This is a genomic window from Methanofollis ethanolicus (genome assembly GCF_001571385.1).
In the GTDB taxonomy this organism is placed as follows: domain Archaea; phylum Halobacteriota; class Methanomicrobia; order Methanomicrobiales; family Methanofollaceae; genus Methanofollis; species Methanofollis ethanolicus.
This window is the reverse complement of sequence record NZ_BCNW01000001.1, coordinates 1,413,906-1,430,547: the sequence shown is the minus strand read 5'-3', so window position 1 is coordinate 1,430,547 and position 16,642 is coordinate 1,413,906. Positions and strand designations below refer to the sequence as shown.

General features: G+C 57.4%; 14 protein-coding genes and 1 CRISPR repeat array. Of the genes, 5 read left to right on the top strand and 9 right to left on the bottom strand.

The genetic code is table 11. The features are described 5' to 3' along the window. The first annotated feature begins 122 nt into the window (after positions 1 to 122). Positions 123 to 560: a hypothetical protein gene (locus MEFOE_RS07090; RefSeq protein ID WP_153015897.1), complete on the top strand. Its 438-nt coding sequence runs from the start codon at positions 123 to 125 to the stop codon at positions 558 to 560. A 207-nt stretch (positions 561 to 767) separates the two neighbouring features. On the opposite strand, the gene MEFOE_RS07085 is transcribed toward MEFOE_RS07090, so the two are convergent. The 3 genes from MEFOE_RS07085 to MEFOE_RS07075 all read right to left on the bottom strand — a co-directional run bounded on the left by MEFOE_RS07085 (position 768) and on the right by MEFOE_RS07075 (position 2,998). After that, positions 768 to 1,733, bottom strand: coding sequence for a ketopantoate reductase family protein (locus MEFOE_RS07085; RefSeq protein ID WP_067050263.1), 966 nt, complete (start codon positions 1,731 to 1,733; stop codon positions 768 to 770). Positions 1,734 to 1,861: 128 nt separating this feature from the next. Continuing rightward, a complete protein-coding gene (locus tag MEFOE_RS07080; protein WP_067050260.1) occupies positions 1,862 to 2,218 on the bottom strand; it encodes a type II toxin-antitoxin system PemK/MazF family toxin in 357 nt (118 codons plus the stop codon). 288 nt (positions 2,219 to 2,506) lie between these two features. Then, a complete protein-coding gene (locus MEFOE_RS07075; protein WP_153015896.1) occupies positions 2,507 to 2,998 on the bottom strand; it encodes a hypothetical protein in 492 nt (163 codons plus the stop codon). Positions 2,999 to 3,663: 665 nt separating this feature from the next. Here MEFOE_RS07075 and MEFOE_RS07065 point away from each other — a divergent pair. Both MEFOE_RS07065 and putP read left to right on the top strand, forming a co-directional pair. Then, positions 3,664 to 4,065: a hypothetical protein gene (locus MEFOE_RS07065; RefSeq protein ID WP_153015895.1), complete on the top strand. Its 402-nt coding sequence runs from the start codon at positions 3,664 to 3,666 to the stop codon at positions 4,063 to 4,065. Positions 4,066 to 4,551: 486 nt separating this feature from the next. Beyond that, positions 4,552 to 6,048, top strand: a complete 1,497-nt coding sequence (gene putP, locus MEFOE_RS07060; RefSeq protein ID WP_067050248.1) for a sodium/proline symporter PutP — start codon at positions 4,552 to 4,554, stop codon at positions 6,046 to 6,048. Between the two features lie 260 nt (positions 6,049 to 6,308). Here putP and MEFOE_RS14425 read toward each other — a convergent pair whose 3' ends face one another. Then, complete coding sequence (locus MEFOE_RS14425; protein ID WP_235809666.1) at positions 6,309 to 6,491, bottom strand: hypothetical protein; 183 nt, start codon at positions 6,489 to 6,491, stop codon at positions 6,309 to 6,311. Between MEFOE_RS14425 and MEFOE_RS07055 the strand changes: the two genes are divergently transcribed. Together MEFOE_RS07055 and MEFOE_RS07050 are read left to right on the top strand one after the other, a co-directional pair. Further along, positions 6,408 to 8,126 carry a PAS domain-containing protein gene (locus MEFOE_RS07055; protein ID WP_235809648.1) on the top strand — a complete coding sequence of 573 codons (1,719 nt, stop codon included), beginning with the start codon at positions 6,408 to 6,410 and terminating at the stop codon, positions 8,124 to 8,126. The two genes, MEFOE_RS14425 and MEFOE_RS07055, sit on opposite strands and share 84 nt — an antisense overlap. Before the next feature lie 94 nt (positions 8,127 to 8,220). Continuing rightward, a complete protein-coding gene (locus tag MEFOE_RS07050) occupies positions 8,221 to 9,000 on the top strand; it encodes a pyrroline-5-carboxylate reductase family protein (RefSeq protein ID WP_067050242.1) in 780 nt (259 codons plus the stop codon). A gap of 142 nt (positions 9,001 to 9,142) precedes the next feature. Next, positions 9,143 to 11,791: a CRISPR direct-repeat array (repeat unit 37 nt; unit sequence GTTTCAATCCCTATCGGGTTTTCTTTTCAGCTGCGAC). Between the two features lie 150 nt (positions 11,792 to 11,941). Here MEFOE_RS07050 and cas2 read toward each other — a convergent pair. From cas2 to cas5d, 5 genes are read right to left on the bottom strand one after another with little or no spacing between them, the layout of a single operon-like run. Then, complete coding sequence (cas2, locus tag MEFOE_RS07045) at positions 11,942 to 12,214, bottom strand: CRISPR-associated endonuclease Cas2 (protein WP_201785183.1); 273 nt, start codon at positions 12,212 to 12,214, stop codon at positions 11,942 to 11,944. Next, positions 12,214 to 13,254, bottom strand: coding sequence for a type I-D CRISPR-associated endonuclease Cas1d (cas1d, locus tag MEFOE_RS07040; protein WP_235809584.1), 1,041 nt, complete (start codon positions 13,252 to 13,254; stop codon positions 12,214 to 12,216). Before cas1d ends, cas2 begins: the two co-directional genes overlap by 1 nt. Positions 13,255 to 13,261: 7 nt before the next feature. After that, positions 13,262 to 13,816, bottom strand: a complete 555-nt coding sequence (cas4, locus tag MEFOE_RS07035; RefSeq protein ID WP_067053086.1) for a CRISPR-associated protein Cas4 — start codon at positions 13,814 to 13,816, stop codon at positions 13,262 to 13,264. A gap of 7 nt (positions 13,817 to 13,823) precedes the next feature. Further along, the gene (cas3, locus tag MEFOE_RS07030; protein ID WP_153015894.1) at positions 13,824 to 15,893 is read right to left on the bottom strand and encodes a type I-D CRISPR-associated helicase Cas3'; all 2,070 of its coding nucleotides are present in this window, start codon (positions 15,891 to 15,893) and stop codon (positions 13,824 to 13,826) included. Then, positions 15,890 to 16,642: a type I-D CRISPR-associated protein Cas5/Csc1 gene (gene cas5d, locus MEFOE_RS07025; RefSeq protein ID WP_067050235.1), complete on the bottom strand. Its 753-nt coding sequence runs from the start codon at positions 16,640 to 16,642 to the stop codon at positions 15,890 to 15,892. The genes cas3 and cas5d overlap by 4 nt, the downstream gene beginning before the upstream one ends.

The window sequence follows — 16,642 nt, the reverse complement described above, 5'->3', positions numbered from 1 at the left end:
TCCTGTTCTCTTTTTTATAACCTCTCCGGATGATTGCAGGCCACTTCAGAAGAGATAAATCCGTTCACAGCGAGAGGAAAGAAGAGATCTCAGGAAGGAAGAACATGAGAGGTACACCATTCATGATTATCGCCGCACTCACCTGCCTCGTCCTCACCTGCGGCTGCACCGGAGGGGAGGCGACGGTCACCCTCGATACGGGCGACGTCACCGTGACAGGTCACAATGACACAGGCATGACCGTCGAGTGCCAGGTCCCGGTTACGGCGACAAATACTGGCACCGTCAAGGCCAGGGACGTGGGGGCCGCGGTGACAGTGCAGCAGGTGGGCCAGGGAGGAAACTGGACAGACCGTACCGTCGGGTCAGACCTCAAGTCCGGAGAAGTCACGTTCGGCACCATCGCGCCGGGGGAATCGATGACAAAAACCGTGACCGTCACGCTCACCGGAACCCCTGATTCCTATCAGGCGCTGAAGGCAGGGGAGGGTGTTGAGGCCGTGCCGCACCTGTCTCATGTCTCCTCCTGGAGCATCCCCCTGATAGACTCCCTGCTCTAAATTTCCCCCACGATCACCTTTGACACGAGGGTCAGATATCCCGGGGCACAGACACAATGGGCCCCGGTGACGACCCGTGATCAATGTGGTATCAGGTCTCCACCCGGGATCCGGGAGCGGCGAGTGATGCATGATGGAAAGGTCATGAAGCGCACGCTCGCGGCGATGGCGGAGAGCAGGCGGATCCTGGACAGGGTTATTGTAGATTCACACGCTGCCGTCCGCGGAGTGCCGTCCTGCTCCGGCAGACTGCCTGTACCGGATCAGGTCTGCGATGCACGCGTTATAGGGCGTGGGGATCCCGTGTTTCTCCCCCAGCGCGGCGACATACCCGTTGAGGAGGTCGATCTCGGTCTGTCTCCCGCAGGCGATGTCAGAGTACATGGAGGGATATGCCGCGGAAAAATCACGGATCTGGACGTCGAAGAGATGGGCAAGGTAGTCTTCGGCGGTCGCCCACGGCACCCTGACGCCCTCGGCCGCCATGACGGCGAAGGTCTCGTGGATGAGGTGGCCGATGACATCCCTGAGGTGGTCGTCTGCCGCCTCGCCCACCGGGATGGAGAGGAGGGCGCAGATCGGGTTGACAGAGAGGTTCAGGAGAGACTTTGTCCATTTTGCCGCGCGGATGTCCCCGCTTGTCCTGACCGCGATCCCTGCCTCCTGTACGAGGGCCGCAAGGCCGTCGAGGGCGTCGCCATCCACTCCCGACCAGAGGCCAAAGACCATCGGGCTGCTCTCGCTCTTCACCCTGACATGCCCGTCCCCGACGATGGAGAAGTTGGTGGTCACGGTGCCGCCGATGACGACCCCGGTATACCGGGCGATGGCCTCCTCGTTGCCGATGCCGTTCTGGAGAGTCGCCACAGGGCGTCCCCTGATGACAGAGGCGTACTCATCACAGATCGCCTGTGTGTCTGTGCCCTTCGCCGTGATCAGGATATAGTCGGGGTCGGGCGGCGCCTCCGCCGGACCTCCGACACAGGAGAGAGACGGAACAGAGAAATTTCCCCATATCCCCTCCATGACCAGGCCGTGCTCCCGGATCGCCGCGGCGTGCCCGGGCCTGCATGCCGCATAGACCTCGGCGACCGAGGCCATCTTCCCGGCAAGGGAGAGGCCGACCGCACCGGCACCGAGAATCAGGACGACCGGACGCTTTGTATGATTCATATCTCGTCACTGAGATCTTGGACCCGCGAGAGGATAACGTTTCTCGGGGCTATCCGGATCGCCGCACCAGAGCGAGGCGGCGCCTGAAGACCGCCCGGTCGTCGCCACAGGGGCAAAGCAGGCCGAGATCACCTGTACCGTCCCCTCTTCGGGGAGGAACGCTCAGGCATCAGGGAGAGGATGGCGGCGAGCGACTCCTCTGTCAACCGTCCCTTCTTTCCGACGACCTCGGTCTTCCGGATCGTACAGGCCTGTGAGACAAGCGCATAACTTTCGTCAAAGAGGTCAAGGCCGCCGCTCGCAAAGTCAAGGAGGTCCAGCGGTTTGAAGGGCGCGTCGACAGGTTCTTTGCTGGTCACCGGACAGACGCGGAGGGTACCGCCCTCACAGACGCCGGTGACGATGACAGGCCGGTTCTTCCGGGCCGACCAGTTCCCTATCCGAATGGGTGCAAGGACGACGTCTCCGACAAAGTAGTCTCCCATCTGAGAGAAATGTTCTCCCGGAAGAGGCATAAGATGACCGCTCCGCTGCAGGACCTGGAAAAGAAAGTCATTCAACAGGGAGCGTGTATTCGCTCGCGGGTTGGCCGGGGCATAAAAGGGACGGGCAGGAATGCTGTCAGAATAAAGTAGATTAATAGGTCAGAAGCACGCTCTGCCCCACCATACATAGCAACCATCGACCGACCGGGGCCGGGAATCTCCGATGCCCCGGCCGTCCCTGCGTGTGGGATGGTGATTGCGGGCTTCTCATCCTTCAATAGTGCCCTGTCATGACGTCTGATTGGTCTCGATCTCCTCAAGTGTTACGGTCTCCTCGGTAGTCATCGTCTCCTCGGTAGTCATCGTCTCCTCGGTAGTCATTGTCTCCTCGGTAGTCATTGTCTCCTCGGTGGTCATCGTCTCCTCGGTAGTCATCGTCTCCTCGGTAGTCATCGTCTCCTCGGTAGTCATCGTCTCCTCAGTAGTCATCGTCTCCTCGGTAGTCATCGTCTCCTCGGTAGTCATCGTCTCCTCGGTAGTCATCGTCTCCTCGGTAGTCATCGTCTCCTCGGTAGTCATCGTCTCTTCGGTGATCTCCGTCCCCGGCGGTACCCCCATTGTCTCGGTTTCCACAGGGACTCCGAATGTTTCCGTTGTTCCTACCGGCGGCATGGTCGTCTCCACCCCTCCGGGCGACACGGTGGTCGCGGGCAAGGGTTGAGTCGTCGTCTCCGGTCCTCCGGGCTGCGATCCTGTACATCCTGCAGTGACTGAGAGCATGCCAACAATCAGAAGCAGGATAAAAAACCAGGGTAGTATTCTTTTCATGGTCCCCCCGAGCAGAACATACCCCTCATAATATTTATAGAATATGGACGGGCACACCCCCCAATCCTGCAGATTGGGAGGGCAGGATATAGTATCGGTCGATTATTTCATCGAATATCCCCCAATGAACAAAAATTCACCATAAAATATCGCACAAAACAAAGGTATTCTGGATAAAAAAAAGATCTGGCCGCACTAACAAAACAGGGGCGACGATAAGATTGACAAAAAATTCCCGGTGTCATCCGGGCCTGGCGGCAGGCCGGCCATCCCGGACAATAGTATCTGGAAACGAGGCAATGGCCCGATGACCGCGATGATCAGAATCATGATCGACACCACCATCTTTCTCTCCCTGTGCGAGTCGAAAGAAGATCCGCAAGAGATATTCGGGAACATCATGAAGGTGCGTGCCTCCCCGGTCCTGCCAGACGTCACTTTGACGAGTACCTGCCTAACAGGGACAGGGCCCCTGACTCTCGCACACGGCGGATCCGGAATGCAGCAGCCCCTGAAGATGAAATGCCCTATTTCCGGGTGCAGTCTCCGGAACATTGCCGACTGCAACAGCGCGCGGGCACAACCGGAGTATCAGGGATCTGGTCGCCGATATCCGGATGATGATCGCAGATCCGACCGGCGATCCGATCTTCACCGCCCTTTCCCGCCTCTATGCCGACCCGGAGACCACGGCGATACAGTGGACACGGGCCCATTTTGAAAAGGCCAGTCAGAGAGAGATCCTCGGGAACCCCCCGAAACGCGAGAGAAAAGATATGATCGGCGACGAATTGATCCGGGAAATGGTCCTGGACCATATGCATGAAGATCTCATCCTCATCACCCGCGATATGACGTACAGGGACCATATCACCTATGTACGCAGGGAATATCAGGAGAGGACCGGCAGTCGCCTCAGGGTGGACGAACGCCTCTCATCAGCCCTGAGACAGATCGGAGAGGAGCCCTCCACGGCATTGCTCCGCTTTGAAGAGAAAAGGCCGGGGACGACAGAATAAAAAAAAGGAGAACCATTATTCCCGGTCGCTCAGTCCTCTCCGTGAAGAGAAATTTTTGTCCTGCTGCGACTATTCTCAGCCACCCGCGGGGGGCGATGCCGGTCACGCCTGCCCCAGGGTGTGGTCGGAGATTCGCACAGGGAACATCACTGAAACCACCGGGCCGCCCCGTCTGGTCGGTCCTCTCCCCCGACCGGACAGGGCCGGATGCGATCGTCAGCGCCGGGCCGGCGAAACAGCCCGCATGGATGCCCCTGCACCATTGTTTCGAACAGACGCGGGAAGTGTATCCTCCTTCCTGACGTGAAAGAGGTTGTTTTCGAAAGAGAAGCCACACGACCCCATGCAGAATGCGGAGAGGCAGAGTCGAGTACGAACCCTATAAATACTGTTCCTGAGAACATTTCTACAAATGGATGTTCATTTGCCCTTTTTTTTAAGAATCACATGAACGACGGGCATAGTGCATCAGATACAGGAGAGAGCATGTTCAGTAACGGCATAGAAATATTGGGCGCATTTATCCTTTACCTCGGCCTCATGGTTGTGATCGGCTTTGTCTATTACAACAAGACAAACACCGTCAGCGATTACATCCTCGGCAACCGGGGCCTGAACCGCTACGTCGCGGCACTCAGCGCAGAAGCATCGGATATGAGCGGGTGGTTGCTCATCGGTCTCCCCGGCCTTGCCTACCTCTCCGGCATGCAGGCAGGATGGGTGGCCCTCGGCCTTATCATCGGGACATTTCTGAACTGGAAATTCGTGGCGAAGCGTCTCAGGATATACACCCAGCAGGCCAACGATTCGCTCACCCTGCCCGACTTTTTCAGGAACCGGTTCAATGACAGGTCAGGCCTTATCAGCAGCATCGCAGCGGCATTCATCCTGATCTTCTTCCTGATCTACACCTCGGCGCAGTTCGTGGCCAGCGGGAAACTCTTCAACACAGTCTTCGGGATCGACTATACTGTCGCCCTTCTGATCGGGTCTCTGATCGTCGTCTCCTATACATTTACCGGCGGTTTCAAGGCCGTATGCCTGACCGATTTCATCCAGGGGACACTGATGCTCTTTGCCCTTGTGATGGTACCTCTCTTTGCGGTATTCCTCATTGGCGGCCCTGTCACCACGGTCAGCGGCATTGAGGAGATCAACCCGGCCCTGCTCGACCCCTTCACCGATGCACAAACAGGCGACCCCCTGACCTTTGTCGCGATCATCTCCATGCTCGCATGGGCCCTCGGCTATTTCGGCCAGCCGCATATCCTTGTCAGGTTCATGGCAATCAAAAGACCCGAGGAGATCGGGGAGGCCAGGTCGATTGCCATGGTCTGGGTCATCATCTCTCTCTGCGCCGCCGTTGCCATCGGGCTTATCGGCCGCGTCTTCTTAAGTCAGCCTCTGGTCGGCCCTGACGCGGAGACCGTCTTCATGGTGATGACCAGCGAGGTCTTCTTCTCCTTTGTCGCCGGGATCGTCCTCTGCGGTATCCTTGCGGCGATCATGAGCACGGCCTCGTCCCAGTTGCTGGTCAGTGCATCAGCGGTATCCCAGGACCTGTACAAATCATTCTTCAGAAAAGGTGCGAGTGACAGAGAACTGATCTGGGTCAGCCGTTTCTCCGTCCTTATTGTCGCCGTCTTCGCCATCCTTCTGGGCCTGGACCCGGAAAGCAGCGTCTTCAACATCGTCTCGTACGCCTGGGCAGGATTTGGCGCGGCGTTCGGGCCTGTCCTGCTGATGGGCCTCTTCTGGAAGAGGACGACACGCCAGGGCGCTCTCGCCGGTGTGATCGTCGGCGGACTGACTGTCCTCATCTGGAAACAGTTCGGTTTCTTCGGGCTCTATGAGATTATCCCGGGTTTTGTCCTCTCCCTCATCGCGATCTATGCCGTGAGCATGCTCACGCCGGAACCCGAGCCTGAAATCATCTCGATGTTCGAGCAGACCGAAGAAGAAGTACGGAAAGTGAACAACTAATCTTTTCCCATCTTTTTTTTACTGAAATGACATCGCAGGACCTGCGATGACTTCCTGTGGTCTCGAAGCCGCCGGGACCTGACGGCCTGCCCGGGAACACCGGAACTGTACGAGATTTTCAATGCGCATGATTCCCTCCCCCGACAGGAATACATCCTGCCATGATGGGGACATAGGTCCATTTGTCCCAGAATTACCAAAATTTCATTTTTAAAATACCAAAATTGTTGCATTCAAAAATAGAAAACAGTAAATACAAATTACAGATAATATTTATTTGCCGGGTGAGAACCATCATAGAGAGTACCACCACCATTTCCCGGGAAGAGCAGGGATTCCTGTACCATCTGGTCGACAGCATCAGCATCCCTGTTTTCTATAAGGACACCAGAGAGGTGTATCTGGGGTGTAATAATGCATTTGCCGTTTTTTGTGGCATCCATACAGAGGACATTATTGGAAAAACCGTATACGAACTTTTCCCGCCAGAAATGGCCGACACCTACCATTTCAGGGATGCCGAACTCTTTGCACGACCCGGGACCCAGCAGTACGAAACAGTCTTCCGGTCACAGGACGGCATCATCCACCGCGTCGTCTTCTACAAGGCGACATATACCGACGACCAGGGAGACGTCTGCGGACTGGTCGGCCTTGTCCTTGACATCACCGAACAGAGGGAGGCAGAGGAGAGTCTCCGCCGATCAGAAGAAAAATTCAGGGCGCTCTTCGAGACCATGACACTGGGCGTGGTCTACCAGGACACGGCAGGACGGATCGTCGATGCCAACCAGGCCGCAGAAAAAATTCTGGGCCTGAGCCAGGAATGCCTGCTCGGGAAGAGACTGACCGATCCCTGCTGGCAGGCGAGACGTACCGGGACCTCACGCCTTGAGGCAGCAAAAAACAGGGAACTGATCGGGATCAGAGACCCCGTCTCCGGCGAAGAGCGCTGGGTCATGGCCTCCACCATGCCTGTTGCAGAAAACAGCCCGGAACAACCGTACTCCTGCTTTACCACCCTGGAAGATCAGACCCTGGAGAAGCAGGCAGAAAGGGCATTGAAACAGTCTGAGGCGGAAAAGGCACTGATCCTGAACTCCTTGGATGAGACGATGATCTACCTCGATCTCGACTGCAGGACTATCTGGATCAACGATGCCGCCGCCCGCCAGCTGGAGACGACACGGGAGGAGATGCTTGGCCGGTGCTGTTATGATATTGTCTGGAAGAGGGAGGAGATGTGCCCCTGGTGCCGAATACCCCGCGTCATCGCGAGCGGAAAGCCGGCATCTGATACGGTGACTCTTGCAAACGGCCGCACACTCCAGATGACAACCTATCCGGTGCTCGATGGAAGGGGGAACCTGATCGGCTATCTTGAAAAGGGACTCGACATCACCGGGATCACAAAGACCCAGCGGACACTGGAAGAGTTCAATAAAAAACTCAATCTTCTCTCGTCCATCACGCGTCACGACATCCTGAACCAGGTCATGGCCCTGATGTTCTACGCGGACGAGATCGAAGCAGGAATACCGGCCGGATCGCCGGTGGCCGCACTGGTCGGGAAGGTCAAGGACGCGACGACGCACATCGAGCGCCAGATCGCATTTGCCAGGGACTACGAGGCACTCGGGGTACACGGGGGAGAATGGCAGAGTATATCCAAACTCCTGGAGCGTGCATCCCGGGTCATCCCGTCTGATATCCGGTATTCCTCATCTGTCAGCGACCTTGAGGTCTTTGCCGACCCGCTGCTTGAGAAGGTGTTCTACAATATCTTCGAGAACGCCCTGAGCCACGGGGGCCACGTCACCGCGATCACCGTCTCCTTTGTCGCGGGAGAATCCCCCGGGACGCTCGTCATCGAGGACGACGGTGTCGGCATCCCGGAAAAGGAAAAGGCACGGGTATTCCAGAAGGGTGTGGGTACAAAAACCGGGCTCGGCCTGTTTCTCTCAAAGGAGGTCCTCGGCATCACCGGGATAACCATAGCGGAGACGGGCAGGGAAGGGGAGGGTGCACGCTTTGAGATCAGGGTGCCCGGGGGGGCGTACCGGATTCACGGTGCATGAAGAGGTACGACAGGGTACTGCGGCGGCAGCAGTACGGTCTGCACCACGGGTTGACCGGCCGAGTTTTATCTCTATGCCTGACCTATATGACCGCATGACGCAGATCGGCATCATCGGGACGGGCAGCATGGGGGGCATGCTCGTCAGGTCATTCGTCGGGAGCGGGGCCGCGAGGCCGGACGCGATCCTCGCGTCCAACCGCACGGCAGCGAAACTCCAGGCTCTCGCCGTGGAGACAGGCATCGGCATCGGCAGGGACAACAGGGAGGTGGCCGGGCATGCGGACGTGGTCTTCCTCTGTGTCCGGCCTTCCGAGGTGAAGGACGTCCTTCGTGAACTGGAAGACAAACTCTCGCCGGAGAAATTGCTCGTCTCTATCGCTGCCGGCGTCCTGCTGGAGGACCTCCAGGCATGGACAGAGGCGCGGGTGGTGCGGGTGATCCCGGCCCTCACCTCCGAGGTGCTGAAGGGGGCCTCCCTGGTGGCCTTCGGCGACCGGGCGACGCCTTCAGACAGGGAGACCGTCCTCTCCCTCCTGAACGCGATCGGCCGGGCAGTTGAGGTGGAAGAGGAGGACTTCGAGGCCCTCACCCTCCTCACCAGTTGTGGTCCGGCGTTCATCGCCGCACTGATGGAGGAACTGGCGGGGGCGGCAGTGCGGCAGGGCGGGGTGCGGCCCGACCTTGCCGACCTCCTCGTGAAGGAGACCTTGATCGGGACGGCAGGTCTCCTCGAAGAGAGTGACGTCGGCCGCCTGATCGCCCGCGTGGCGACGCCGGGCGGGATCACGGAGAAGGGCGTGGCGGTGATCCGGGAGAGGGGGCCGGGGATGTTTGATGAGATGATGAGGGCGGCGCTCGGGGAAGAGGAGTGAGGAGGGAGAGAGTGCCCTCACGATCCAGAACACATTCCTCTTCCAGTGCTCCCCGAAGACTCCCACACCCCGGATATTTTTCGAGGTTTCAATCTCGATAGGATTTTTGAGTCTGCTAAGACTCAATACGGAGCGAAAGCACGTTTCAATCCCTATCGGGTTTTCTTTTCAGCTGCGACCCGGCTACTACATCTGCCGGTTCCTTTCCTCCTGCGGGTTTCAATCCCTATCGGGTTTTCTTTTCAGCTGCGACAGATGAAACTGGTCAGGGCCTCGGCGAGGTGATAGTTTCAATCCCTATCGGGTTTTCTTTTCAGCTGCGACCGCTAACAATCTGCATGATCAATTCCCCTTGTAGCCGTTTCAATCCCTATCGGGTTTTCTTTTCAGCTGCGACAATGCGTTTCACGACGTCCAGAGTTGGATCGGAGGTTTCAATCCCTATCGGGTTTTCTTTTCAGCTGCGACGCGGCTATTGCGTATTGCCCTGCTACGGGCCGACTCGTGTTTCAATCCCTATCGGGTTTTCTTTTCAGCTGCGACTCTGGAGCATGAGCGGATCGCCAACATCACTCTCAATGTTTCAATCCCTATCGGGTTTTCTTTTCAGCTGCGACGAGTCACAACCGGCGCGTTGTATCCCCCACCATACGTTTCAATCCCTATCGGGTTTTCTTTTCAGCTGCGACTTCTTTCCAAGAATCGTTGCCATACACCTAACGAGTTTCAATCCCTATCGGGTTTTCTTTTCAGCTGCGACAAGGTCCACGTCCCAGTACCATACGATTGGACGAAAGTTTCAATCCCTATCGGGTTTTCTTTTCAGCTGCGACGCAGATCTACTCGCTCCGGCGGCGTGCATGCCGCACAGTTTCAATCCCTATCGGGTTTTCTTTTCAGCTGCGACGCGACCCCGGAGAGCGTTGCCGAGGAGACCCTCGTGTTTCAATCCCTATCGGGTTTTCTTTTCAGCTGCGACCTCGGCTCCCTCTTCTCGATGGGGTCAGCGAACTCCGTTTCAATCCCTATCGGGTTTTCTTTTCAGCTGCGACCTGGTATGGTCCGAATTTGCAAAGTATCTGAGAACAAAGTTTCAATCCCTATCGGGTTTTCTTTTCAGCTGCGACAAGTGCAAGCGTAACGTCTACCTCGGCGAGGCTCGCGTTTCAATCCCTATCGGGTTTTCTTTTCAGCTGCGACCACACCACCATGATCACGAACCCTTCCCAGACTGTGTTTCAATCCCTATCGGGTTTTCTTTTCAGCTGCGACTCACCTCTGACCAGTACACCCTGACCGCGGGGGTGGTTTCAATCCCTATCGGGTTTTCTTTTCAGCTGCGACCCGGACCGCGGGGTCGATCCGGACCGTCATGCCGACGTTTCAATCCCTATCGGGTTTTCTTTTCAGCTGCGACTCACCTTCGCAATCGAGGGGCGAGTCTACGCAATACTGTTTCAATCCCTATCGGGTTTTCTTTTCAGCTGCGACACCTTTTTCCCATATCGGGGCGGCGTCCACCATGTCGTTTCAATCCCTATCGGGTTTTCTTTTCAGCTGCGACTACTGAGCGGGAGGGTAAGGCCCGACCGGGGATCAGTTTCAATCCCTATCGGGTTTTCTTTTCAGCTGCGACGGTTGCCAGAGGTCAACTGTAGAACCTGCGCGCATGCGTTTCAATCCCTATCGGGTTTTCTTTTCAGCTGCGACCCAACCGCGTCGTCTACGAGACCGACGAGGCCGGGAAGTTTCAATCCCTATCGGGTTTTCTTTTCAGCTGCGACAATACTGATATGGATGTACATCCGTTCTTCGGCAGTTTCAATCCCTATCGGGTTTTCTTTTCAGCTGCGACCCGCCTTCGCACAGACACCCGCCGGGGTCTCGGCCTGTTTCAATCCCTATCGGGTTTTCTTTTCAGCTGCGACTAGACTTCTATCACCGAGCAGGGGAACTCTGCCGGGTTTCAATCCCTATCGGGTTTTCTTTTCAGCTGCGACCTTACATCTGCGTGCATGAGCGCGGGAATATAGTTTCAATCCCTATCGGGTTTTCTTTTCAGCTGCGACCCAGGACTGAGAACCATGCAATGTATTGGTACCTAGTTTCAATCCCTATCGGGTTTTCTTTTCAGCTGCGACCAATCGCGCAGGCGGGCACCTGGCCGACCTACGAGATGTTTCAATCCCTATCGGGTTTTCTTTTCAGCTGCGACCCCGGTGGGCTTTCCCGTCGCGGGGCTGAGGAATCTGTTTCAATCCCTATCGGGTTTTCTTTTCAGCTGCGACCTCGCGAGCAATGCAGTGACCACGGCCAAGATCCTGGTTTCAATCCCTATCGGGTTTTCTTTTCAGCTGCGACCTGGGTTCGTGATCGGCCCCGATACTGTGATCTGGTTTCAATCCCTATCGGGTTTTCTTTTCAGCTGCGACTGTGATCGCTCCGGTCGTCCGGTCACGCTCGCACCGTTTCAATCCCTATCGGGTTTTCTTTTCAGCTGCGACTGAGCGCGAACCATAACCCCCCCGTATAGCGTCGTTTCAATCCCTATCGGGTTTTCTTTTCAGCTGCGACGACGGCCTGCGCCCCGACACCTCCGACGAGGAGGTGTTTCAATCCCTATCGGGTTTTCTTTTCAGCTGCGACCCACAGAAGATCTGTGCGGGGTTCTGCCCGTACTTGTTTCAATCCCTATCGGGTTTTCTTTTCAGCTGCGACCCCCGCCTTGACACGGAGCGACTTGACGACCGCCTGGTTTCAATCCCTATCGGGTTTTCTTTTCAGCTGCGACCGCCCCCCATTTTGCCTGCAAAAGCCGAACAAAGCAATGCATGGCAGAGAAAGGAGACGATCAGGTCATAGGGTGACAGCATACCCTGCCCATATAAACAGGCATGATACACCAGAACACCTATTGACCCATCGCACGATCAACTTTTCGCTACACCACATTGGAGAGCGACTCCGGCGACCGCTCCCCGAGATCCGTTATCTTTCCGATACAGCGGGCGCACAACTCATAGATCCGTACCCTGTCATGAGGTTCAATGACACACCTGATCTTTTCCTCCATCTGAACCCTCTGAACGTCAGTGACCTCAAGTTCAAAGATGCTGTACTGCTTCCACGCACCATACCCCTCAAGAATCCGGAACACCCGATTCCGAACCTTATCCTTGGAAATATCATAGGTCACCACCAGCCGCACACCCATCACCTCATGAACACCAGGGGATGATACACTTTCATCTCTCCGGTAATCGCTTTCCTGAGGAGGATCGCCTGCATGATTATCGCACGCCTCCGGGACACCTGGTACTTGAAATGCGGATGCCTGAACTCCTCCTTCATATATGAGTCATACTGGGAGAGGTATTTTTTAAAGGACGCGTCTTTCAGGTGGTTGTCCTCCTTGAAATCATCATGCGTGAGAACCCTCTGGTTCACCAGCCTCAGGGCAAAGGCGTCGCAAAAGATCGGCCTGAACTCCTCAAGGAGGTCCAGGGCGAGAGCCGGCCTCCCATGGCGATCCGTATGCATCACGCCAAGGAAAGGATCGAGGTTATACTGCCGGAGAGCCGAGATGACCTCGTTCAGGACCATGGAATAGGTCAGAGAAAGGAGGGCATTGATATGATCCTCCGGAGGCCTCCGTGTTCTTTTTTCAAAAGTCCAGCCCTCGATCAGGCACTCGTTCAGGGACGCAAAGTAGATGCCGGCCGCCTCACCCTCGACACTGCGAAGCGCACCCATGTTCTTCGCACCTCCGGCGCTCTGCTCCAGTTCCTTCAGCCTGGCAGAAGGAGGGACATGCTTTCTGGAGAGGAGAGTCCGTGAGTTCCGGATCTTGCCGCCGATCATGGCACGGGCAATCCTGAGGGCCCGGTTACCGGTGCAGCCGTACTGGTGGCGGCGGACCCCGGCAATCGTATTATGTACCGGGACAAAACTCCCCTCGTACCGCCCATAATAGGTGAAGTAGTTCACCGCCATGCCATTTTCCTGGCACTTCGTGAGGACCGAGGAGGAGACCGACACGCTCCCGAAGACATTGATCGTCCTCACCTTCTCCATGGGAAAAGAGGCCAGAACCTCCTTCTCGCCCCAGGGCGTGACCGTGATCCTGCCGCCCTCCGCCCGGACACGGCTCTTCTGTGCCGAGACATAGATCACGTCGTCATCAAACATACCCTCCGACGCCCGCACCACCCTGAATGCCTCGGCACCCTCGATCGCACGATCTGACTCGGGCATATTTATTTTACACCTCCTCCAGCAGGCGGGCCTCGTAGGGCATACAGTAGGTGACCGCACTGCACTTCCGGCATTTATTCGGGTTCTCCGAGAACGCCGGGACCTCATCGACTCTCATGGACCGTATCGCCTCGACCGTCGTCCTCACCCTCTCCCTGAGCAGGTCGGAGATCTCGATCAGGTACCGGTCATTGGTCTCGTAGAGGTACAGGTACCCCGCAGGCACCCGTTCCCCCAGGTACTCCTCCAGCAGCATGGCATACGCCGCCAGCTGGACCAGGTCATTCTCATAGTACCTCGACCCGTGCTTGCGTTCCACCGGGACAATGACATCACCGGCACGCTCGACGACGTCGATCTTCCCGTGCATGTGGAGGGCCTCGGAGCGGAGATAGACCTCCCGATACCACCCGCCCCGCCGACTCTGACGGTTGTGGAGGGCCCGGCCGTCGGCAAGGTAAAAGTTCAACCCCTGCGTCTGGTAGAACATCAGGTAGTAGAGGCGACGCGGGCAGTAGAGGAACTGGTTCAGGTCTGAGATGTTGACGAGATCACCTAACATTGTCACCTCACCGGACCTGATGCTCGAAGGCGGCACAGTCGGCATACAGTGCATCAAGATCGAGAGCGAGGCTCCCGCCCTTGAACGGGACCAGTTTGAGATAGTCGTCAAGGCCGAAGAGTTCCTTGGCAACATACCCATTGTGGGCGAAGTACCGACAGAACACCCCCTTATTCCGGATTGCCGTATTTAAGGCCGTGATGTCGAGGACAGGGACTGCGGGATCGCGGCTCCGGACATAGGGTCCGATGCCGCAGACGACCCGCGGCACGCGGTCCTGATCAACAAGCACCTCCATCTCCCGGAACGTCGCCCCCTCCATCTTCACCGTCCTTGGGCTCTCGACCCTGCCGCGGACAAAGACATACCCCGCTACCCGCCCCGAGATCTCGTGGCCCCATGACCGGCGATCCTCTGGAAGAGCCCGCAGGAACTCCTCGCGAGTCACGACCTCCAGGTCTGTCCAGCGGAGCAGGAAGAAGAGGTCGTAGGTCCCGGAACTCCCGTCAGTCGTGTTGAGATAGGCAAGGTCCATCCCTTTCCCCCGGAAACTGACCAGTTCATCGATCAGGTCGAGGAGGGGGAGATCGTCCTGCGTGTAGTTCTCAAGCGGTACAAGGCCGGGAAGCCGGAGCATCTCCTCTGGAGAGATCCCGGAACCGACGAAATAATGGTAGTAGAGGAGACCAAGTCCCCGATGCTTCACTTCGTCTTGCTGATCTGTTGGCACGCCGCCGGTGAGAGGAGGATACGCGCCTTTGATCTTTGCTCTGGCCTCCCGGGCCCCGATGCCGGATACGTGTCTACAGAGATACTCCCAGGCCTCCAGGTACCCGTAGCGCCAGCTGAAACTCTGCGCCACCCTCGGGTCCCGCATCGTCATACGGAGCCCGGCCTCAAGGTCTGACCTCGACACCCGCTCTACCGACGAGAAGTGGTCGACCGTCTCGCGCGGGGCATAGCAGACCGCCCGGTAGGCGATCCCGGGCTCAGGGTTCCTGAGCCGGCCGAACCTCTGCAGGAACTCACTGAGGTTGTGCGCAGAGAAGATCAGGCGCTGAATCGCCGTCTCCCCCTTGAAGTCGATCCCGACCTCGACCGCCTTGTTCCCGACAAGCACATCGAAAGGTTCGTCCATCGAACCCCTGTGGTATCCGCTCATCTCGCAGACGCGAAGATCAGTATGCTCCCGCAGGAAGTCGGCCACCATCCAGACTTCCGCAGGGCTGTCCAGGATGACCGCTGTCCTGCACCCCTCGCAGAACTCCAGGAAACGATCGATATCTGCAAGGATCGCCTCCCCCACGCCAAACCTCGTTCCCCGGACAAAGCGGAGGTCCACCTCGGGCATCACCGGCACCTCATCGGCGACAGGCAGATCGCACCGCGGCCCGGCGACCACAAGGTTGCCATGCATGACATCCCGGATTTTGGCAAGAGCACGCTCGTTCGGAGTCGCCGAGAGGAAGAGAAAACGCTTCATCCGTGCCGAATCGTAGAACGAGATCTCATGGAGGAGAAAGAGGATCATGTCGGTCTGTTTGAGGTCGAAGAGATGGAACTCATCGAAGACCACCGTCGAAACTGTGTTCCTCAGGAACGAAGCGAGATAACAGTTGGAAAAGTAGCCCTTCAACCCGTAGATAAAGATGTCAGGGTTGGTGACGATGACACCGCCCGACCGCGTCATAGTCCTGACGATCTGCTCCAGCACATCGCCCTTCGTGATCCGGTAGTCATACTCGTCCCTTCTCAGGCCAAGTTGTTCGGCGTCAAGGTACTCTATGGGCTTCGAGGGGTTCAGGCGGTCCCGGAGACGGCAGAGAGACCTGTACTGGTCCCGGGCCAGGGCGTTGGTCGGGTACAGGGCAAGGATCACACCGAGGCGGTCGCCGGTAAGGGCGGGCACGGCCCATGCATTGGTCTTTCCAGATCCTGTTGGGGCCGTAAGCGCAAGATAATATTCGTCCTGCGTCCCGATGGTCTCCCGGGCAATCACCTGATGACCGAAGGGAGGCATATCCCCGACCAGCGGTTCTGCATCATATCGCGGCAGGGAAAGCCCCTCGACGATCATGCCCGCCACCGCCGGAGGAACTGCAGGTCGGCCGGAAGACAGACCTCCTCACCATCGGTGCAGGTGAACGCACAATACGGTCCTTCAAACCGCCCCTGCTCGATCACGTCGAACGGGATCATCCGGGAGAAACGGATGTCTCCGATCGGCATACTGACCAGGTCGTCGACAAGGACCGGATGGTTCATCAGGAATGATCCGGCATGCCGCCTGACCGGCAGACGGTTCCACTCGATCAGGGCCTTGGTTCGTTTTTTCCCGACCCGCACATAGACCGGCAGGTCCGGGACTGCGCCGTTGAATGCCAGGACAAAGAAGCGGAACTTTGCACCGGGCTGGATCTGCTTCCGCGTCCCGATCTTCCCTGTCGGTGAGTTCATCTGCTTTTCAGGCTGGTTGCGCTGGACGTAATCGTCGCCACGAGCATTGGCATTCTCGGTGGTGAACCTGAGAGGGGTGATCGGCCGGGCGACCGAGACATAGATCTCGTCGGCAAACGCCGCCGTGTCCTCGACATAGGTCGGCTGTTGCCTCTTCGACCGCCGACCCGTCGCCCCGTTTACATAGGAACCCCGGGCATATCCCAGGGCGTAGTAGAGCGCCGTGTTCAGGATCAGGGGCTTTGTCACGTACCGGTTGCCGGGTTCAAGGGTGGCAAAGAAGAGCTCACCCATGAGCTCCAGCACACCCTCGTAGACCTGCATGTCCTGCTTCGCCGCCAGCGGCGTGGGTGCGACAGTCGCGGACAT